Annotated in this window: 20 protein-coding genes; 11 read left to right on the top strand and 9 right to left on the bottom strand. The window is 66.3% G+C overall.

Annotation, left to right across the window (positions count from 1 at the left end; all coding sequences use genetic code 11):
- The first annotated feature begins 13 nt into the window (after positions 1-13).
- Both JW805_00240 and JW805_00235 read left to right on the top strand, forming a co-directional pair.
- Positions 14-202, top strand: coding sequence for a hypothetical protein (locus JW805_00240; GenBank protein ID MBN2970443.1), 189 nt, complete (start codon positions 14-16; stop codon positions 200-202).
- Positions 203-227: 25 nt separating this feature from the next.
- Positions 228-1,193, top strand: a complete 966-nt coding sequence (locus JW805_00235; protein MBN2970442.1) for a Dyp-type peroxidase — start codon at positions 228-230, stop codon at positions 1,191-1,193.
- Here JW805_00235 and JW805_00230 read toward each other — a convergent pair.
- Both JW805_00230 and JW805_00225 read right to left on the bottom strand, forming a co-directional pair.
- Complete coding sequence (locus JW805_00230) at positions 1,190-1,615, bottom strand: hypothetical protein (GenBank protein ID MBN2970441.1); 426 nt, start codon at positions 1,613-1,615, stop codon at positions 1,190-1,192. The two genes, JW805_00235 and JW805_00230, sit on opposite strands and share 4 nt — an antisense overlap.
- Positions 1,616-1,642: 27 nt before the next feature.
- On the bottom strand, positions 1,643-2,140 hold the full coding sequence (locus tag JW805_00225; GenBank protein ID MBN2970440.1) for a hypothetical protein: 498 nt from the start codon (positions 2,138-2,140) through the stop codon (positions 1,643-1,645).
- A 116-nt stretch (positions 2,141-2,256) separates the two neighbouring features.
- On the opposite strand from JW805_00225, the gene JW805_00220 reads away from it, so the two are divergent.
- The 5 genes from JW805_00220 to JW805_00200 all read left to right on the top strand — a co-directional run bounded on the left by JW805_00220 (position 2,257) and on the right by JW805_00200 (position 5,403).
- Positions 2,257-3,147: a prolyl oligopeptidase family serine peptidase gene (locus JW805_00220; GenBank protein ID MBN2970439.1), complete on the top strand. Its 891-nt coding sequence runs from the start codon at positions 2,257-2,259 to the stop codon at positions 3,145-3,147.
- Positions 3,148-3,188: 41 nt separating this feature from the next.
- Positions 3,189-3,602 (top strand): hypothetical protein, encoded by a 414-nt coding sequence (locus JW805_00215; GenBank protein ID MBN2970438.1) that lies wholly within the window; start codon positions 3,189-3,191, stop codon positions 3,600-3,602.
- Positions 3,603-3,824: 222 nt separating this feature from the next.
- Positions 3,825-4,100 carry a metal/formaldehyde-sensitive transcriptional repressor gene (locus tag JW805_00210; GenBank protein ID MBN2970437.1) on the top strand — a complete coding sequence of 92 codons (276 nt, stop codon included), beginning with the start codon at positions 3,825-3,827 and terminating at the stop codon, positions 4,098-4,100.
- An 11-nt stretch (positions 4,101-4,111) separates the two neighbouring features.
- On the top strand, positions 4,112-5,053 hold the full coding sequence (gene dmeF / locus JW805_00205) for a CDF family Co(II)/Ni(II) efflux transporter DmeF (protein ID MBN2970436.1): 942 nt from the start codon (positions 4,112-4,114) through the stop codon (positions 5,051-5,053).
- Complete coding sequence (locus JW805_00200; GenBank protein ID MBN2970435.1) at positions 5,053-5,403, top strand: DUF3147 family protein; 351 nt, start codon at positions 5,053-5,055, stop codon at positions 5,401-5,403. Before dmeF ends, JW805_00200 begins: the two co-directional genes overlap by 1 nt.
- Here JW805_00200 and chrA read toward each other — a convergent pair.
- Together chrA and JW805_00190 are read right to left on the bottom strand one after the other, a co-directional pair.
- Positions 5,400-6,803, bottom strand: coding sequence for a chromate efflux transporter (gene chrA, locus JW805_00195; GenBank protein ID MBN2970434.1), 1,404 nt, complete (start codon positions 6,801-6,803; stop codon positions 5,400-5,402). The two genes, JW805_00200 and chrA, sit on opposite strands and share 4 nt — an antisense overlap.
- A gap of 2 nt (positions 6,804-6,805) precedes the next feature.
- Entirely contained in the window at positions 6,806-7,729 is a 924-nt protein-coding gene (locus JW805_00190; protein ID MBN2970433.1) for a chromate resistance protein, read from the bottom strand.
- Positions 7,730-7,989: 260 nt separating this feature from the next.
- On the opposite strand from JW805_00190, the gene JW805_00185 reads away from it, so the two are divergent.
- The 3 genes from JW805_00185 (at position 7,990) to JW805_00175 (ending at position 10,838) form a co-directional block, all read left to right on the top strand.
- Positions 7,990-8,889: a DUF1259 domain-containing protein gene (locus JW805_00185; protein ID MBN2970432.1), complete on the top strand. Its 900-nt coding sequence runs from the start codon at positions 7,990-7,992 to the stop codon at positions 8,887-8,889.
- A 518-nt stretch (positions 8,890-9,407) separates the two neighbouring features.
- Positions 9,408-9,977, top strand: a complete 570-nt coding sequence (locus JW805_00180) for a hypothetical protein (protein ID MBN2970431.1) — start codon at positions 9,408-9,410, stop codon at positions 9,975-9,977.
- Between the two features lie 657 nt (positions 9,978-10,634).
- Positions 10,635-10,838 (top strand): hypothetical protein, encoded by a 204-nt coding sequence (locus JW805_00175; protein MBN2970430.1) that lies wholly within the window; start codon positions 10,635-10,637, stop codon positions 10,836-10,838.
- 125 nt (positions 10,839-10,963) lie between these two features.
- On the opposite strand, the gene JW805_00170 is transcribed toward JW805_00175, so the two are convergent.
- From JW805_00170 to traA, 5 genes are read right to left on the bottom strand one after another with little or no spacing between them, the layout of a single operon-like run.
- Positions 10,964-11,797, bottom strand: coding sequence for an Eco29kI family restriction endonuclease (locus tag JW805_00170; protein ID MBN2970429.1), 834 nt, complete (start codon positions 11,795-11,797; stop codon positions 10,964-10,966).
- On the bottom strand, positions 11,794-12,960 hold the full coding sequence (locus JW805_00165) for a DNA cytosine methyltransferase (GenBank protein ID MBN2970428.1): 1,167 nt from the start codon (positions 12,958-12,960) through the stop codon (positions 11,794-11,796). The genes JW805_00170 and JW805_00165 overlap by 4 nt, the downstream gene beginning before the upstream one ends.
- Complete coding sequence (gene vsr, locus JW805_00160; GenBank protein MBN2970427.1) at positions 12,947-13,390, bottom strand: DNA mismatch endonuclease Vsr; 444 nt, start codon at positions 13,388-13,390, stop codon at positions 12,947-12,949. Before vsr ends, JW805_00165 begins: the two co-directional genes overlap by 14 nt.
- A gap of 1 nt (position 13,391) precedes the next feature.
- Positions 13,392-14,090 (bottom strand): hypothetical protein, encoded by a 699-nt coding sequence (locus JW805_00155; GenBank protein MBN2970426.1) that lies wholly within the window; start codon positions 14,088-14,090, stop codon positions 13,392-13,394.
- Between the two features lie 11 nt (positions 14,091-14,101).
- A complete protein-coding gene (gene traA, locus JW805_00150) occupies positions 14,102-17,014 on the bottom strand; it encodes a Ti-type conjugative transfer relaxase TraA (GenBank protein ID MBN2970425.1) in 2,913 nt (970 codons plus the stop codon).
- Positions 17,015-17,184: 170 nt separating this feature from the next.
- Here traA and JW805_00145 point away from each other — a divergent pair, with 170 nt between their 5' ends.
- Entirely contained in the window at positions 17,185-17,511 is a 327-nt protein-coding gene (locus tag JW805_00145; GenBank protein MBN2970424.1) for a conjugal transfer protein TraD, read from the top strand.
- Positions 17,512-17,514: the final 3 nt, after the last annotated feature.

The raw sequence follows: 17,514 nt of genomic DNA, 5'->3' as shown, positions 1-17,514 counted from the left end.
CGGGAGACGTCACATGGCGAAACCGGCAATCGTTCCCGCTCACGGCTTCCGGGGCGAAGCGGCGCCTTGGGCCAACCCGGAAATGTCGGGCCGGATGGACGCGCGCAAGACCATCCGCCTCGACGCGAGCCATGCTTCGCTGGCCTTTCGGCGCGACGCGGTGACGGGCCTGATCGACGATGCCGCCAGCGCCTTGTCCTGACACACAAGCGACGAATGGACGAACGATGACCGGACAGACCTGGGAGCGTGTGCCGATCGACGCGCAGAGCGTCGAGGCGCCGCTGTCGCAGGCGGCAGTGTTCCTCGTGGTGGCGGTCGAGCCGGACGATCGGGCGCTGGCGCACGTGCGCGAGACGCTGGCGACGGTCGACGACCTCATCAAGACGGTGGGCTTTCGCGATCTGGCCGGCCGGTTGTCGTGCGTGGTCGGCGTGGGCCATGACATCTGGAGGCGACTTGCGAAGACCGCACAGATGCCGGCGGAGCTGCATCCGTTCAAACCGATCGTGGGCGCCAAGCATCAGGCTCCCGCCACGCCGGGCGATCTGTTGTTCCATATCCGCGCTGAGCGGGTCGATCTGTGTTTCGAGTTCGAACGGCTGCTGCTGGCGGCGCTCGGTGAGGCGGTGCGGGTCGTGGATGCTGTGTCCGGGTTCCGCTATTTCGACGCACGCGACCTGCTCGGTTTCGTCGATGGCACCGCCAATCCCGCCGGTCACGACATTCCGGCCGCCGCGCTGGTAGGCGAGGAAGACCCGGATTTCGCCGGCGGCAGCTATGTCGTGGTGCAGAAATACCTGCACGACATGACGGGCTGGAACGCGGCGGGAGCAAGCGCACAGGAAGAGATCATCGGCCGGACCAAGGTCGATAACGTCGAGCTCCCCGATGCCGGCGCGGACGCGCAGAAATCGCACAAGACCCTCAGCACGATCGTCGATGAGGATGGCACCGAGCACGACATCCTGCGCGACAACATGCCGTACGGCGATCCCGCGCGCGGCGAGTTCGGCACCTATTTCATCGGCTATTCGCGACGCCTTTGGGTGATCGAGAAGATGCTCGAGCGGATGTTCGTCGGCGATCCGCCCGGCCGCCATGACCGGCTGCTGGACTTTTCCACGCCGAAGACGGGGACGACATTCTTCGCGCCGTCGCGGCGTGTCCTCACCGGGCTGTGCGGCGGCTAACCGCGATGGTCGGCGACGATCGCCTCGCCTAGCGTCAGGGTTTCGGCGATCAGTGCTGGCGCGACGGGCGGCGCACCTGTCGTGTCCGCCATCCCGATGATGGTCTTGCACAGCGTGTGAAAGCGCACGATCCGCTCGGCATCCTGTTCGTCGAGACTGCCCAGATGCGCGCTCAGCGCGTCGTAAACCGCCGCCAGTTCGCCGTGATAGGTGAGCGGAAAGATCGCGATGGGGCCGTCCGCTGTGCCGGCCTTGCCGAACTGCAGGTCGAGCAGATGGCGAAGCACGGCGACCTCGGCGACCAGGCCGGTCATCATCGCGCGCCGCGTTTGACGCGACGAGCGCCGGGCGAGCAGGTAATGCCCCACGCCGCCCGCCAGCGATCCCACCAGCGCCGCGACGATCGCCGTTACGTTCACCATCGACCGGTCTCTCTTGCACCCGCCACGTCAGAACACCGCCGCGATCATCGTCAGCAGATTATCGACGAACCGTCGCGGCAGCGAACGCGCCGCGATGCCGCCGTGGTCGATCTCGATCGCATCCGCGAGCCACGCGCGCTGATGCGCGGCGACCCGTTCGGCGAGGTCGGTTGAATCGAACAGGATGTTGTTCTCGAAATTGAGGTCGAGGCTGCGGCGGTCCATGTTGGCGGAACCGACCAGCCCGAGCGATCCGTCGGCGATCAGCGTCTTGGCGTGGAGCAGGCCGCCGCGATATTCGAAGATGCGCACGCCGGCCTTCGCCAGCACCGGGTAATAGGCTCGGCTGATCGCGCCGACGATGCGGTTGTCGTTGCGGCGGGGGAAGATGATACGCAGCGCGACCCCCCGCCGCGCCGCCGCCACGATTGCGCCGATCAGCGGCGGATCGGGGGCGAAATAGGGCGTGGTGATCGTCACCGTCTCGCGCGCAGCCGCCAGCACGGCGACGAACAGATCGGTCATGGTCCCGCGCGACGACAGAGGCCCCGTCCCGACCGCGATGGCCGGAAAGCCGTCGGGCAGCGGCGACGGCGGCGGCTTACATTCCGCACGCCGACCACCGGGTCGAGGCGGTCGAGGTGCGGTTCGGCGATACCACCGTGCCCGGCTGGTTCCACCTGCCCCCCGGCTATGCCGAGGGCACTAAGCTGCCCTGCCTCGTCATGGTCAGCGGCATGGACGCGTTCAAGGAGTTGCAGATCGGCGGCTCGGCCGACCGCTTCCTGCGCCGCGGCTTTGCGATTCTGATGCTCGACGGCCCCGGCCAGGGCACGTGCCTCACCCGCGGCATCTGGTACGATCCCGACCGTCAGGGCGCGCTGGGCACGAGCGCGTTCGACGCCGCGGCGGCTCGGCCGGAGGTGGACCCCGAGCGGATCATGATGTGGGGCCTGTCGTTCGGTAGTTTCTGGGCGACGCAGATGGCGGCGGCGGAGCCGCGCTTCGCGGCACTGGCGGTGATGTACACCAACTTCCAGCCGCGCAACTGGGCGATCTTCCAGATGGCGGCGCCCACGTTCCGGCAGCGCTTCATGTACATGACGGGCTCCGCCGACGAGGAGGCGCTGGAGCGGATCATGGACCGGATGGACGTGTTCCGGATCAGCCGCGAGCTCAAGATGCCGTGTTTCGTCATGTCGGGCGAGGACGACTCGCTGACCGATGCGGCCTGCACGATCGAGCATCTGAACAACGTCCCGGGGCCCAAGACGCTGGTGATGTATGCTGGCGAGGAGCACGGCATGGGCGGCTCGCGCTCATCGCAGCTCGGCACGCCGTTCTTCCCGCTGATCGCCGACTGGCTCGCCGACCGCGCCGCGGGCAAGCCGCTGGAGTCGACCTACAACGTCGTCGATACGCTGGGGCAGATGCACTCAGAGCCTTGGGGCGAAGCCCGCGTCCACCAGCATGGCGCGCCGCTCGGCGTCGACCAGCTCTGGTCCGACGAGCCGCCGGTCGGACTGGCCTAAGCTAGCGCTTTCCGTACCGCCAGCATCGGGAGAGAACCGCCATGACCATTCGCGTCCTGCAAACCGGCCTTCATCCGGAGCGCGTCGATTTCGATACGCCCGAGTTCAAGCGATTCGAGGGGTTGACTGAGGACAAGCTGCGGCAGGCGAACGACGGCAACGTCGCCATGCTGCGCCAGGCGGGCTTCGAGGTCGTCAACGTCCTCATCAGGAACGGCGATACGCCCGAGGATGTCGTCGGCAGGGCCGTGGAACAGGGACCGTTCGACGCCCTGCTGATCGGCGCGGGGGTGCGGCTCGTCGCCGACAACACGCTGCTGTTCGAGGGGCTGGTGAACCTACTCCACGCCGCTTACCCGAACGCACGTTTCGTGTTCAACCAGGCGGCGGTCACATCGCCCGACGATATAAACCGCTGGTTCGAAGGCCCCGAAGCCAAAGCGCCGTTGCGTTAGCCGTTCCCACAACAGCGTGTTTGGGTGAGTTTCGGGAACGGGTTCTCTTTCCCGATCAACCATCCCATGCGAGACGGGATCGCAAGACCTTAGGGTGTCATTCCGCCCTCAACCGTACCCGGCCGCGAGCGGCGCATTTTTCAACAGCCCCGGCCGTTTTCTGAACAGCGGTAATGCGCCGGGTTGTTCTTGCGATCTGCCCGGCATAGGGGAGGGGGGTATATGGCTCATCTCTCCGGTTCCAACGCCGACCTGATCGCACGCGTGCGTCGTATCGCCGGCCAAGTCGGGGCCGTCGAACGCGGCCTCACGTCAGGCGACTCCTGCGCGACGGTTCTGCACTTGGTCGCGGCCGTCCGCGGCGCGGTGAACGGGCTGATGGACGAAATTATCGCCGAACACCTGGAAGCGCACGTTGCTCGGTCGGGGCTGACGGACGAGGAGCGCGCCCACGGAGCCGACGAGCTGCTGGCGGTGATCCGCCGTTACGCCAAGTAGGATTGTGCTCGATGCCTACCGCTTCCGAAATCGACCGCTTTGCCCACGATCACGTTTTCCTGGGCAGCTCGCACGACGAGAACGCCCGCCGAACCCTGTGGGTGGTCGCACTCACAGCCGTGATGATGGTCGGCGAAATCATCGCCGGATACCTGACCGGCTCGATGGCGCTGCTCGCGGACGGGTTCCACATGGCGACGCACGCCGGCGCGCTCTCGGTCGCTGCGGCGGCTTATGCGTATGCCAAGCGTCACGCGCGCAACCCGGCCTATAGCTTCGGCACCGGCAAGGTTGGCGACCTCGCCGGTTTCGCCTCGGCCATGGTGCTCGGCCTGATCGCGCTCGGGATCGGGGTGGAATCGGTGCTGCGCCTGTTTCAGCCCATCACGGTCGCATTCGGGGAGGCCACGATCATTGCCGTCGTCGGCCTAGGTGTGAACATCGCCAGCGCCTTTCTGCTCTCGAGCGGTCACCACCATCACGGGCACGGGCCCGGGCACGATCATCACCACGGGCACGATCATGCGCACGCCCACGGCTCTCACGGCGGCGACAACAACCTCCGCTCGGCCTATGTTCATGTCCTCGCCGACGCGCTCACCTCGGTCCTCGCCATCGCGGCGCTGCTCGCCGGCCGGTATCTCGGCTGGGTCTGGATGGACCCGGTCATGGGGATCGTCGGCGCGGTCGTCATCGCCCGCTGGTCATGGAGCCTGATGCGCGACACGGCCGCCGTCCTGCTCGATCGCACCGACGCGCATGTCGCCGACGAGGTGCGCGAGCTGGTCGAAGCTCCCGGCGACGCCCGAGTGACCGACCTGCACGTCTGGAAGGTCGGACCGGAAGCGCACGCGGCGATCGTCAGCGTCGCCGGCGTTCGGAATGGCGAGCTGGTCCGCCAGCGGCTCGCGCCGGTTCACGAGCTGGCGCACCTCACGGTCGAGGTGCGCTGATGCTCTACCTGCTTCTCAAGGCCGGCATATCGGCCGTCATCATCGTCGCCGTGTCGGAGATCGCCAAGCGCAGCCCCGGTTTCGGCGCGCTGATCGCCTCGCTCCCGCTCGTCTCGGTGCTGGGCATGATCTGGCTCTGGCGCGACACGCACGATCGGGCGCGCATGGCGGCCCATGCCGGCGCGACCTTCTGGTACGTGCTGCCGTCCTTGCCGATGTTCCTACTCATTGCGGCGATGCTCAACCGCGGCGCGCCGTTCTGGCTGGCGCTCGCCTCGGGGTGTCTCCTCACGGTTGCGCTCTACCTCGCGATGACGTGGGTGGGGCCGCGCTTCGGGCTCCAGCTCTAAGCGAGCCCGGACAAGCGAAGCGCGACGCCCGCCGCAGCGCACGCGCCTAAGGTCGGGATCACGCCCGACTTGAACCGGAACATCGCGACCAGGGCCGCGACGGTCAACGCTAGCGCGGCCGGGTCGAGGGTGGACAACACCGGCACGTCCAGCGTCCTGCCGGCGATCGGCAGGGCGCGGACTTGGTGAAACAGGGTGTGGAGCGCGAACCACACCGCCAGATTGAGCACCACGCCGACCACGGCTGCGGTGATGGCGGCGAGCGCGGCCGACAGCGCCTTGTTACCGCGCAGCTTCTCGATGAACGGCGCGCCCAGGAAGATCCAGAGGAAGCAAGGCACGAACGTCACCCAGGTCGTGAGCAAGCCCCCCAAGGTGGCGGCGAGCAGCGGGGGCAAGCCGGTCGCTTGCCGGAACGCGCCCATGAAGCCGACGAACTGCGTCACGATGATCAGCGGCCCCGGCGTCGTCTCCGCCATGCCAAGTCCGTCCAGCATCTCGCCGGGACGAAGCCAGCCGTAGTTTTCGACGGCCTGCTGAGCGACATAGGCGAGCACGGCGTAAGCGCCCCCGAACGTCACCACCGCCATCTTGGAGAAGAACAGCGCGATCTGCGTGAACACATTGCCCGGTCCGACTGACGCGAGCAGCGCCGCAATCGGCGCGAGCCACAGCGCGAGGAGCGCACCGCTGATCCGGAGCGACCATGCGAGGCTGGGGCGGGCGTGGTCGGGGACGTGCTCGCCAAGCGCGGTTTCGGCATCGCGGACGATCTTGCCGCCCGATGCACCGTGGCTGCCCCCGCCCATGAAGGCGGGGTGGCGTGCGCGCCCGCCAAGGAAGCCGGCGATGGCGGCCGCAAGAATGATGATCGGGAAAGGAACGCCAAGGAAGAAGATCGCCACGAACGATGCCGCCGCGATCCCGCGCATGACGTTGTTCTTCAGCGCGCGCGAGCCGATGCGCACGACGGCCTGAAGCACGATCGCGAGCACGGCGGCCTTCAAGCCGAAGAACAGCGCCTCAACAAAGGGGACGTTGCCGAACAGCGCATAGACCCAGCTCAGCGCCATGATCGCGACCAGGCCGGGGAGCACGAACAGCGCGCCAGCGACAAGCCCGCCCTTGGTCTTGTGGAGCAGCCAGCCGATGTAGATGGCGAGCTGCTGCGCCTCGGGGCCGGGCAGCAACATGCAATAGTTGAGCGCGTGAAGGAACCGCTCCTCGCCGATCCATCGCCGCTCCTCGACCAGCACGCGGTGCATCATCGCGATCTGGCCGGCCGGGCCGCCGAAGCTTAAGGCGGCAACCTTGGCCCAGACCCGCAGCGCTTCGCCGAAGGGGATGCCGTGATCCCGCGGGCTCGGGCCTGCGATCGGCGCGGTCGCGGTCGCCTCCATCGTCATTCTCCTCGTCGCCTGGTGAAGTGGGCGTAGAAGCCGTCGAGCGCGCCCGCGCCTCGCGCGAGCCGGTCGGGGTCGTCGGGCGTGGCGGCGCATATCCCCTCGATCAGCGCGCTGACGCCGGCCGTCTCCGGCCGGCCGAACTTGTCGTCGGCGATGTCGAGGTCGTGGATGATCTCCGACAGCGCGACGAGCGCCGGGTCGCCGTCGAGCCCTCGGCGGAACACCAGCGTCTCGAAGGTGCAGCGGTCGCCTTCGTGCGTGAACTCGGCGTCCGCCATGTCGAAGCGCAGCTCGCCGGGCTCGGGGGCGTAACCCTTGCCCTCCACGAACTTGAAGGTCGCGTCCGGGTCGATGAAGCGCCGGATCAACCACGCTGACGCGATGCGGTCGACGTGGATGTGGACGCGCGTGACCCAAGTGCGCCCGCGAAGCTCGGCCTGGGCCAGCTCGGGCGCGCCCGGCCCGGTCACGTCGGGGTGCTGGCCCGCCCGGGCTTCCGCCGGGGCAAGCGCCGCCTCGGCCGTTTGCCGCCCGTGCGCGCCGAAGAAGTCGATCGCGGCGATCTCGTCCAGCCGGCGGCGCAACCGGCGAACCTCGCCGGGGGGAACATACTCGCCTTCCGCCAAGGTCCGCGCCTCGCGCGCCAGCTCCTCGTAATCGGCATCGCGCGCCGCGTCGAAAGTTCCGCGAAGCTCGGGGTCACCGATGCCACCTACCAGCCGCGCCTCTAGGATCAGCGCCTCGCCGCCATTGTCGGCAATCTCGCGGTGCAAATCCTCGAACAGCGCGCGAGTGTCGGCGCGGTTGGGGAGCGCGTGGACCGCGTTCTTGAGCGGCGCGGCCCCGATCGCCTGCAAACGCCGCCACACCTTCACCCGCAAATAGGCGGGCTTGGCGGGAAGCTGCGGGATCAACAGCAACCAAGGGCTGGGTTCGGCGTTCGTCATAACTGTATCATCCGGATTTTGGAGTGTAACGGTTGCATCATCGTTCATGCAACCATAGACATACTTGGGTTGGCGAACGCGCGAGGAGAGGGCGATGTCACGTCTGACCGGGACCATGCTGGCGCTGCTCGTCTCGGGCGGGATCGCTCCTACCGCGGCGCACGCGCAGCGCGGGGAGACCGTCGCGTTGCGCGAAGCCTATCCGTGCCGGCGCTGATGATAGGAGAGATTGGATGATGAAACCCCTTCTGGCCGGCGTTCTCGCCGCGCTCGCCGCCCCGGCCTGGGCCGCGCCCGACTGGAACAAGGTCGATGCTGCGCTCGGCCGACCGGGCACCGAACAGGCGGGCGGTGTCCATCGCTACGGCTTCCCGCGCTCCGACCTGCACGTCACTCTCGACGGCGTGGCGATCAAGCCAGCACTGGCGCTCGGCTCCTGGGCGGCGTTCCAGCCGATGGGTGACGACACTATGGTGATGGGCGACCTGGTGCTGACGCACGAGGAGGTGAACCCGGTGATAAGCCGCCTCTTGGCCGGCGGCTTCACGATCACCGCGCTCCACAATCACCTGCTGCGCTCCGCGCCCGCCACCATGTACCTGCACATCGCCGGGCATGGCGACCCGGTGAAGCTCGCGACCGCGTTGCGCGCCGCGCTGGCGGAAAGCCGCACCCCGCTCGCCGCGCCGTCCAGGGACTCGCAACCGCCCTCAGCCGGGGCCGGCAGCTCGCCGCCCGTCGATCTCAACACGGCCGCACTTGACGGCGTGATGGGGGCCAAGGGCAAGCCGAATGGCGGCGTCCTCCAATACAGCTTCCCGCGCGCGGAAAGGTTGATGGATGCCGGTATGGTCACGCCGCCCACGATGGGAACCGCGACCGCGATCAACTTCCAGCCGACCGGGGGCGGCAAGGCCGCGATCACCGGCGATTTCGTGCTGGTAGCGAGCGAGGTCGATCCGGTCATGCGCGCGCTGCGCGCCAGCGGGATCGAAGTTACGGCACTGCACAATCACATGCTGAACGACGAGCCGCGCCTGTTCTTCATGCACTTTTGGGCGAACCAGGATGCAGCCAAGCTCGCCCGCGGCCTGCGCGCTGCCCTTGACAAAATGAACCTGCAACGAAGCTGACGATCAGGCGATCGGCTTTTCGGGCCGTCATCGCCGCCCGACCCCGACCACGGCCCGATGGGCAACTGGAACAGCGCTGGCAAGACAGTCGAGCTGTTCGTGACGCCCGAAGGCCAGGTGCTCGGTAGCTGTAGCGAACTGCAATGATGACCGCCCGGACGCGCAATGAAGGGCGGTTTCCGGCGCACATTGTTTGAGACGGATCGGCGCAGCGGGCGCACGATCGTTGAGACGCAGCGCACGGTCGGTGAGACGGGCGCACATTGTTGATCCGCTGGCGCGAGCAGCACGAGAATAGCCGAACCGGCACGGCCAAGCTGGTGCTGTTTGCCGCAACGGGTTTTCTGGTCACGCGGTGCGCCTCATGGGCCAGTATCGCCCGCCACCAGAAAACCGCTCGTTATTCTTGCGGTGCCAACATCGCCACAATTGGCAGCTATCGCCCAGTGTCGGGCGTTGCAGCGGACGAGCCAAGTTCCCGATAGCCGACATTGCATCGGCCGCGCTAAGAGGCGTTGATGCTCTATATCGTTGGAGGTTGCAGCCGAAGCGGCAAGTCGATTCTGGCTGGGCGTATGTGCGCTCGCCACGGCGTTCCTTGGTTCACGCTGGACGCCTTGAAGATGGGTCTTCATCTGGGTGCGCGCTCGCTTGGCGTTCTTCCCGGAGCCGACGACCTTGGCACCGCAGACCAGATGTGGCCTATCATCGAACCTATTCTCGATCATGCCATCTTCGATCGACGGGACTATCTGGTCGAAGGGGTGAACCTTCGCCCTCAAGCGGTAGCCCGTTTCATTCAGGAGGCTGACCAGCCGGTGAGGGCCTGCTTCCTTGGTTATCCTAATATCCCGATCGAGGACAAAGCTGTGGCAGTTGCAGGCCACACAAGGCCGCCAACCGACTGGCTTCATCGAACCGGGATTGAGAACGTCCGCCGATATCTCAAAGTCAGCCAGCAGCTAAGCCGCCAGCTACGCGATGATTGCTTGGTATTCGACATTCCGTTCGTGGATACCGGAGCTGATTTTTGGGCGGGTATCGATGAGGCAGAAAGCATTCTCGTTGAGGAAACGCGGGGGCTATAGCCGCGATCTGGACGGCCGCTTCTTGTGATCGCGTTACCGAAACCCGCCTGTCGCTTCTCCACCACTTTTTGCCGTTCGTGCGCCGGCGGATCAGCAATGTGCGTCCGTCTCACTGACCGTGCGCTATGTCTCACGGAATTTGCGTCTGGCGAGACTATCTGTCTCAAACAACGTGCGCCGGAAACCGCCCTTTATTGCGCGTCCGGGCGATCATCATTGCAGTTCGCTACAGGTAGCGAGGAATGAAAATGCGATTGAGGCGTGTCAGCACCTTAAGCTCGGACGCGCCCCTTCACCCGGCCCAGCCGGGTTCGGAAAGGACGAAAACGGTGAAACGTGCAACCATGATCTTGGCGCTGATGGGGGCGGTCGCTCCTCATGCTCCGGCGCTGGCGCAAACCAAACAGTCGGACATGCAAGGTGCCGCGCTTCTCGCGAGCTGCCGCGCCGCGGAGCAGAGGTGTGGAGCATATCTCCAAGGCGTGCTGGACATGATGATCGTCGCGCGAAAGGCCGAGTGCGGCGCGCCGCGCGATGATCGTGCGGCCTTGCGTGCGGCCTATCTGCGCTGGGCGGAACGGGACAGCTATTTTCAGAGTGTCCACATGGTCGCGGGGGCCGAACAGGCCTTGAGTTCGGCTTGGCCGTGTCCGGGGCATGCGGCTGAAAGGCCAACCGCTGATCGGGCGCCAGCGCATTAACGTGGTTCACGCCATGGACGCGGCGGAGATTGACTTGGCCTTGAATGCGGGCGGGATCACGGAAGTTGTCAGCAGACACGGGGTCGGCCGCTACCTGGCCCTTGCAGATGGCAACCAACTCATCGACATCATGGTCGGCGAGGCTATGTCCTGTAGCTAACCGACGAAGCGCGTCACGCTGCCAGCCAGGACTATCCTCCGACCAAGTGACGATGTTCGCGAGTGCCTGTGCTTCGCTCATTGTTGTGATCGCCCCTTCGATCTCCCCCAATTGGGTTCTGTTGATTACACCTGACGCAGTTCGTCCAAAAAGCTGGTCAGCACATGCTCAAGGTCCGGAAATACCGGGTGCTCCTCAAAATGCCGGCTTAGCTCCGTCTCGATCGTTGCCGGCGATTTGGCATCTTCCTTGGACTTTTCCGCCCATTTCCGGCCGGGATGGAGCGTGTCCCACGGCGAGCGCTTATTGGCTCGGGTGGTCGCGTCATCTCCATGCTTGCCCAAGCCATAGAGTATGCTCGTCTCGCTGTTCCAAATCGGCCGGAACAGATGGATCATGTAATCCTCGGCCGCCGTTTCCCAGCCGCTCTGAACGACCAGCGATCGGAACTGAAAGTCGGCAAGGTCGAGCGTGGTGATGGCCGTACCGATGTTCTTACGGTGGTCTGAAAGACGCCCACAAAGCCGCGGCCCCTGCTCCAGCGGGGTACGGGCATTGTTGATCGCGGGCGCGGCCTGGCCGACGTAGATTGGCGTCTCGCTTCCGCTGATGGGCGCATACAGCGGAAATGGGCCGTTGTAGTAGATGGCGTAGATGCCGGAGCCATAGAAGCGCGGTATCTCGGCCAACGGGTGACGCTGCTGCGCGACCAGCGCGAGCGAGACGAACCGCCCCACCACCTTGGGATTGCTGGGATCAAACACCGCCGAAGGCTGCCGGATCGGGTCCAGCGTGTTCAGAAAAGAGCCTAGCTCCTCGATGACACCCCGGATTTCCTTCTCAAGCGTCCGTCGCCGCGGCGCCGACAGGGTGGTCGAGGTCGTCTGTTCGATGAGCTGGTCGAGATTCGCGCGCAGTTCGGCGATCGGCGACGGCGCGGGTGTGGGTTTACGGCTCATGCGGCGGTCAAATGCCTCGCCACGTTCTCTCCAACGGCCTGCGCGAGCTTCACCGGGACGGCGTTGCCGAGCTGGCGCATGGACTCGGTCCATGAGCCATGAAAGCGGTACTTGTCAGGGAAGGTCTGTAGCCGGGCGCTCTCTCGGACGCTGAAATAGCGCACGCTTCCATCGGCGCGACGCAGCATGTTCTCGCCCCCCGGGACACCGTGGACGCCCGCCTTGAGCGTCTTGGCTGGTTCATCAAGCGGACTGCCAGTGTGGCCCACATAGCTGCGGGCGCCACCTTGGAATCGATGGTTGAGGCAGGCAGCCGCGAGTTCCGGCTGAAGCTCCGGATCAGGAAGGTCTCCAATCGCGTCCCGCACGGTCAGCCACGGCTTGTCCGCCGGCTTCTCCAACAGCGCCATGCCGCGGGCGCGGAAGCGTGGATCAAGCACCCGGTCGCGCTTGGCGATCTCGTGCCGCTCCCAATAGTCACCCGTTCGTACCTGCTCCCATAGCAACGCTTCGAGCGAGTGGGTTGCCTCCGGGAAGGACCATTCAATGCCAAGGTCCGCGCGGAAGCCGACGAACACGACACGCTCACGCCGTTGTGGCACCCCGTGATTGGCTGCGTTGAGCACCCGATACACGACGTTGTAACGCAGCTCGTCCGAACCGCCCTTGGCGGTGTGGTGACGCTCTAGGCGCGCCATGTGCTCCATCCACGTCTCGCCCGGCCGCAACGTGAGTTCGGGATAGGTGAGCTGGTGGACGATATGAGCAAGGTAGGTGGCGAAGCTCGCCCTGGTCAGCCCCTTCACGTTCTCAAACACGAACGCGCGCGGGCGCGTCTCGCGCACAACCCGGACAGCTTCCGGCCACATGTCGCGCGCGTCGGCATGTGCTCGATGCTTCCCGCCAAGGGAGAATGGCTGGCAAGGTGGTCCACCCGTCACAAGGTCGATCTTGCCTTCGTGCTGTCGAAAATCGACGGCTCGAATGTCACCCTCGGTCGGCAACGGCCAATGGCTAATACCACCCGCCTTTACCTTGCGGTTCTCTCGAATCGTATCGCAGCACCAGCGATCCCATTCGACCACCTGCATGGGACGGAATCCCGCCTTGCTGATCCCCATGCCCAGCCCGCCGGCGCCGGCGAATAGCTCAATGGCCCGCATGGGCGTTTCCTTGGTCGTCATCGAGAAATCCACGTATTTTGTTCTTCAAGTGTTCCGTTTGCCCGCATTCGCATTCCCAAACAACCAGCTCCCGCCAGCCCTTTCGGTCCAGCATCGCACGATTGCGCTCGTCTCGATCGCGGTTGCCCTCCAGCTTCGGTCCCCAGAAATCCTGCCGGGATTTTGGCATTCGCGCCAGTTTGCAATTCGGATCGGGATGACGATGCCAGAAACATCCGTGGACAAAGATGACTTTCTTCCGGCCGCGAAACACAAGGTCGGGGCTACCGGGTAGACGCTTGTCGTGAAGCCGATAGCGGTAGCCCATGCCATGCACGATGCGGCGCACCAGCATCTCGGGCTTGCTGTTCTTGCCCCGAATGCGGCTCATGCGCTCGGAGCGGCCTGCCGGGGTGAGAGTGTCCGCCACCCTAACGCCTCGCCTCGGGCTCGATCTTGATCGTGCAGCGCACCGCCTCTCGCGCCTTATCCGCGCGCTTCCGGCACGCCTCCAGCGCCTGCCGGTTAGCGGTGACGATCCGATCGCCTGCCGCGATGTTGGCGAAAGCGTCCGGCGCGCTGGCGCGCATGAGGTGCTGGCCGCCTTCCCACATCGGCAGGTCGAGCGAGCGCGCCGCCATCTTCTCCGGCCATTGCCAGCTCGCGGGCACGGCGCGGGCAACGATGCCGGCGAACACCGCCCACAACATCATCCCGACCACCACACCGCCGATCGCGCTCCACATCAGCCAGCGGTTCTGCTCGTCGCCCCGGCGCGCTGATACGACGTAGCCGTGAAGCTGGCGGGTCACGTCCTCCAGGCCGGTGCGCGCCGTGGCGATCGTCTGCCGGTCTTCCTGGCGCGCCGTGCTCGCCGCCGCGGTGATCCGTCCCGCCAACTGTTCGGGCGTCATCGCCAGCATAGGGCTTTTGACCAGCATATCGACGCGCTGCGCGGTGGCGGTGATATTGTTAGCGATGACGCCCAGCGTCTCGGAATAGTCGGGCGGCTCGGGCACCTCCATGCGCTCGGCAGTCAGCCGCTCGACGGCACGGCGCATCAGCGTCACCTCGGCGCGCAGCTCCTCGAACGCCTGCGCGGCTTCATTCGGCCCTTCTTCATCCGTCACACGTAATCCCCTTATAGGCTCATGCCCCTGTCGCGCTCGCGGCCGATCCCGATTGACTGCTCCAGCGATTTTTCGATGCTCCGGCCGCGTTCCAGTTTCAGCTCCAGCTCGAGCGCGCGGCGTTCCAGCGCCTTCGCCAGCTCGGGGTCGCGGCGCAGGCCCTCCGCCATCGCGCCCATGCGCGTGACGGCCTTCTCGGCCCCGGCCTGGTCACCGCCTGCCCGCTCGCGCGCCAGCCCCCGCCAGCTCTCCACGAACCGGTCGGCGCGCGCGTCGGGGTCGAGCCGCACCCGGCGCTCCTCGGCCATCGCGCGCGCCGCGCCGCCAATCTTGCCCTCGGCCGCCTGCCCGACCAGTCCGGGATCGCGGCGGAACGCTGAGTCGAGGTCGCGCGCGCCATCGGGCCGCACCTGGTCCAGCGCCTCGCCGGCACGGCGTAGCGCGCTCTCCTGATGCGGAAGCACCGGCAACTCCCGCGCGCGCATCCGGCCTATATCGGCTGCCGCGCGCGCATACCGTTCAATCGCCTTGCCCTGATCCGGCTTGGCGCCGATCGCCACCTCGGCGCGATCCGGCATGGACGCCTTCTCGGGCGTGGCAACAGGCTTCGGCCGGAAGCCGGCAAACATGCCTCTGGCCTTGTCGCGGACCTGGTGGCCGATCTCACGGGCGCGCTCGGGCCAGCGTATCTCGCGCCGCTCGGCGAAGCTGCGCGCCCGGTCCTCGTCGGAGGGCACGGCATAATCGCCGGCCATGTCCTTGGCGCGGTCGCGCGATAGCACGCGGGCAAGCTGGCGCTGGTCGGCGAAGTCGTCACGGCCATAGTGGAGCTGCACCCCGTCGCGGTGCCGCGACATGCCGACATAGGCGCTGTGCCGGTCCATGCCGGGGGTGGCGAGAAGATGCGCGCGATCGACCGTCACGCCCTGCGACTTGTGGAAGGTAGCGGCATAGCCGTGATCGACCGCGGCATAGTCCTTGAGGTCGAACGCAGCGCGGCCGCCCCCGTCGAGCCGCACCGCCATGTGCCCGCCCTCGACCCGCTCCAGCGTGCCCAGCGTGCCGTTCTTCACGCCCAGCGAGCGCTCGTTGCGCAGGAACATGATCCGGTCGCCGGCTGCGAAGTCGCGTGCGCCCCGATCGACGGTAACACCCACGTCCTCGCCTAGCCCGCCCGATGCGCGCACCCGTTCGCGTGCCTCCTGGTTCAGCTCGCGCACCTCGGCATTGGTGTGGGTGAGAATGATGCGTGTCTTGTCCGGATCGGCTTGGCGCTGACGATCCCACCCGTCCACCAGATCGGCCCGCGCCCCCTCGCGTGTGTCGGCCGCGTGGACCATGCCGCGGTCGGTGTAGGCGTGGATCGCCTCGGCCGTACGGCCGGTCGCCAGTGCCCGCGTCGCGTCCTTCTGCCAGTCCTCGTGCTGCCGGCGAACCTCGGTGATCTCGGCCGCACCGTGCCGTTCCGCGATCGACCGGAACGCCGCGCCGGCTTCGATCGCCTGCAACTGGTGGGGATCACCCACCAGCACCACCTTGGCGCCGGCGTCACGGGCATGGGACAGCACCCGCTCCATTTGGCGGGTGCCGATCATGCCTGCCTCGTCCACCACCAGCACGTCGTTGCGGGACAGCTGGTCGCGGCCATGCGCCCACGCATGTTCAAGGCTGGCGATGGTGCGGGACTGGATGCCTGATCCGCCCTCAAGGTTTTCGGCTGCGATCCCGGACAAGGCCGCGCCGCGCACCTGATAGCCCTCGCGCTCCCATGCCTCGCGCGCGACGCCCAGCATCGCCGACTTGCCCGTGCCGGCATAGCCGATCACCGACGCCAGCCCGCGGCCCTCGGTGATATGGTCAAAGGCGTCGCGCTGCTCGCCCGACAGCACCAGCCCGCGGTCCTCGGCAGCCCCAAGCGCACCGACACGGTGCCGCTCGGACACGCCATGCCCATCGCGTCGCGCCAGCTCGTCGCCCGCCTTCTCCAAGCGCGCCTCGGTCGCGATCATGTCGCGGGAGGTGAACCGCTCCTGGTCGCGTCCGTCCTTGCCCAATGCCACCAGCTCGGGACTGGCGCGCACCGCCGCCATCACCTGGTCGAACTGCTCCTTGCCATCCGAATGACGGAAGGCAAACGCGGCAAGGTCGCGGGTCGTGAAGGTCGCCTGTTGCCGTGTGATGCCGTCGAGCGCGATGCGCGGGTCGGCCGCGATCTTCTCGCCATTTTCCCGGGCGATCCGCCGATGATCCTCGGCACGTTCGGCGTCCTCGCCGCGGTCGAGCCGGCGCATTCCCGCCGGCCCGATCTTGTGCTGCGGCTCCAGCGCAATGCCCTGGTCTTCATAGGAGCGATGGTCGATCCGCCCCTCCAGCCCCAGCTCCACCATGCGCTCATTGACGTGTGCCGCCCATGCCTCGCGCCAGCCCTTCAACAACTCGGTCGAGTTCCAGTCGCGGACCTTCTTGCCGAACCCCTCCGGACCTACTTCGCGCATTGCCAGCATGACGTGCGCGTGCGGCTTAGGGCTTCCGTCCTTCGCCTTGTCCCAATGCACGTTGAGGTCAGCGACCATCCCGCGCTTCACGAACTCTCTCTCCACGAAATCGCGGGCGAGGCTTACGCCCTGCGTCTCGCTCATCTCACGCGGGATCGAGAACTCCACCTCGCGGGCAAGCTGTGCGTCCTTGCGCTTCTCGCCTGCCTCCACCTCGTTCCACAGCGTCGTGCGATCCGTCAGACGCTCCGGCGCGCCCTCTGGCAGCAACACCTCGGAGTGGATGACGCCGGCCTTGTTGGAGAAGTCGTGATTGCGCCCAAGCCGCTCGTCGTGAAGCTCGGATGCGGAGCGATAGGCGGCAGACGCGACGGCGCTGGATCCGTTCGCACGGCTGATGACCTTGGCGCTGAAATGGTAGATCGCCATCGCGAACGGCATGATGCACTTCTTAGCGCACGTCGGCAACGACGTATAAGCGCGCACTCACGATCTGCTTTGCATCTCCTGATTGACTTAGTGCTGGCTGTTGATGTGGGTTGTCCTCCCTGGTCGGTTTGCTAGGCTGCTGTGACCAAGACGCGGACGATGGAGGCATCATGCGCAAGGTGCGGGACTACAACGCGGAGCTGAAGGCGCTGGAGGACAAGGCGCGTGGGCTGAAGGCGCGCCGGGTCGAACAGCTCGGGCAGCTCGTCACCGCTACGGGTGCAGATACACTCGACATGGAAACGCTTGCCGGTGTGCTGCTCGATGCCGCCGCGTCACAGAACGCGGAAGCGAAGGAGGCATGGCGTGCGAAGGGCGCCGCCTTCTTTCAACGACGCGGGCGCAAAGGTGGGCGGACTGCTGGCGGCAACGGCGACAGCGCAGGTACGCAACCGGGCGCTGATCCAGCGTCTGGAAGCGGCACGGCGTCGGACTGATAC

Origin of the sequence: Roseomonas aeriglobus, from assembly GCA_016937575.1 — a bacterium.
Taxonomy (GTDB): domain Bacteria; phylum Pseudomonadota; class Alphaproteobacteria; order Sphingomonadales; family Sphingomonadaceae; genus Sphingomonas; species Sphingomonas aerigloba.
Note: the sequence above shows the minus strand (reverse complement) of the source record. Positions and strands in the feature narration are given on the sequence as shown.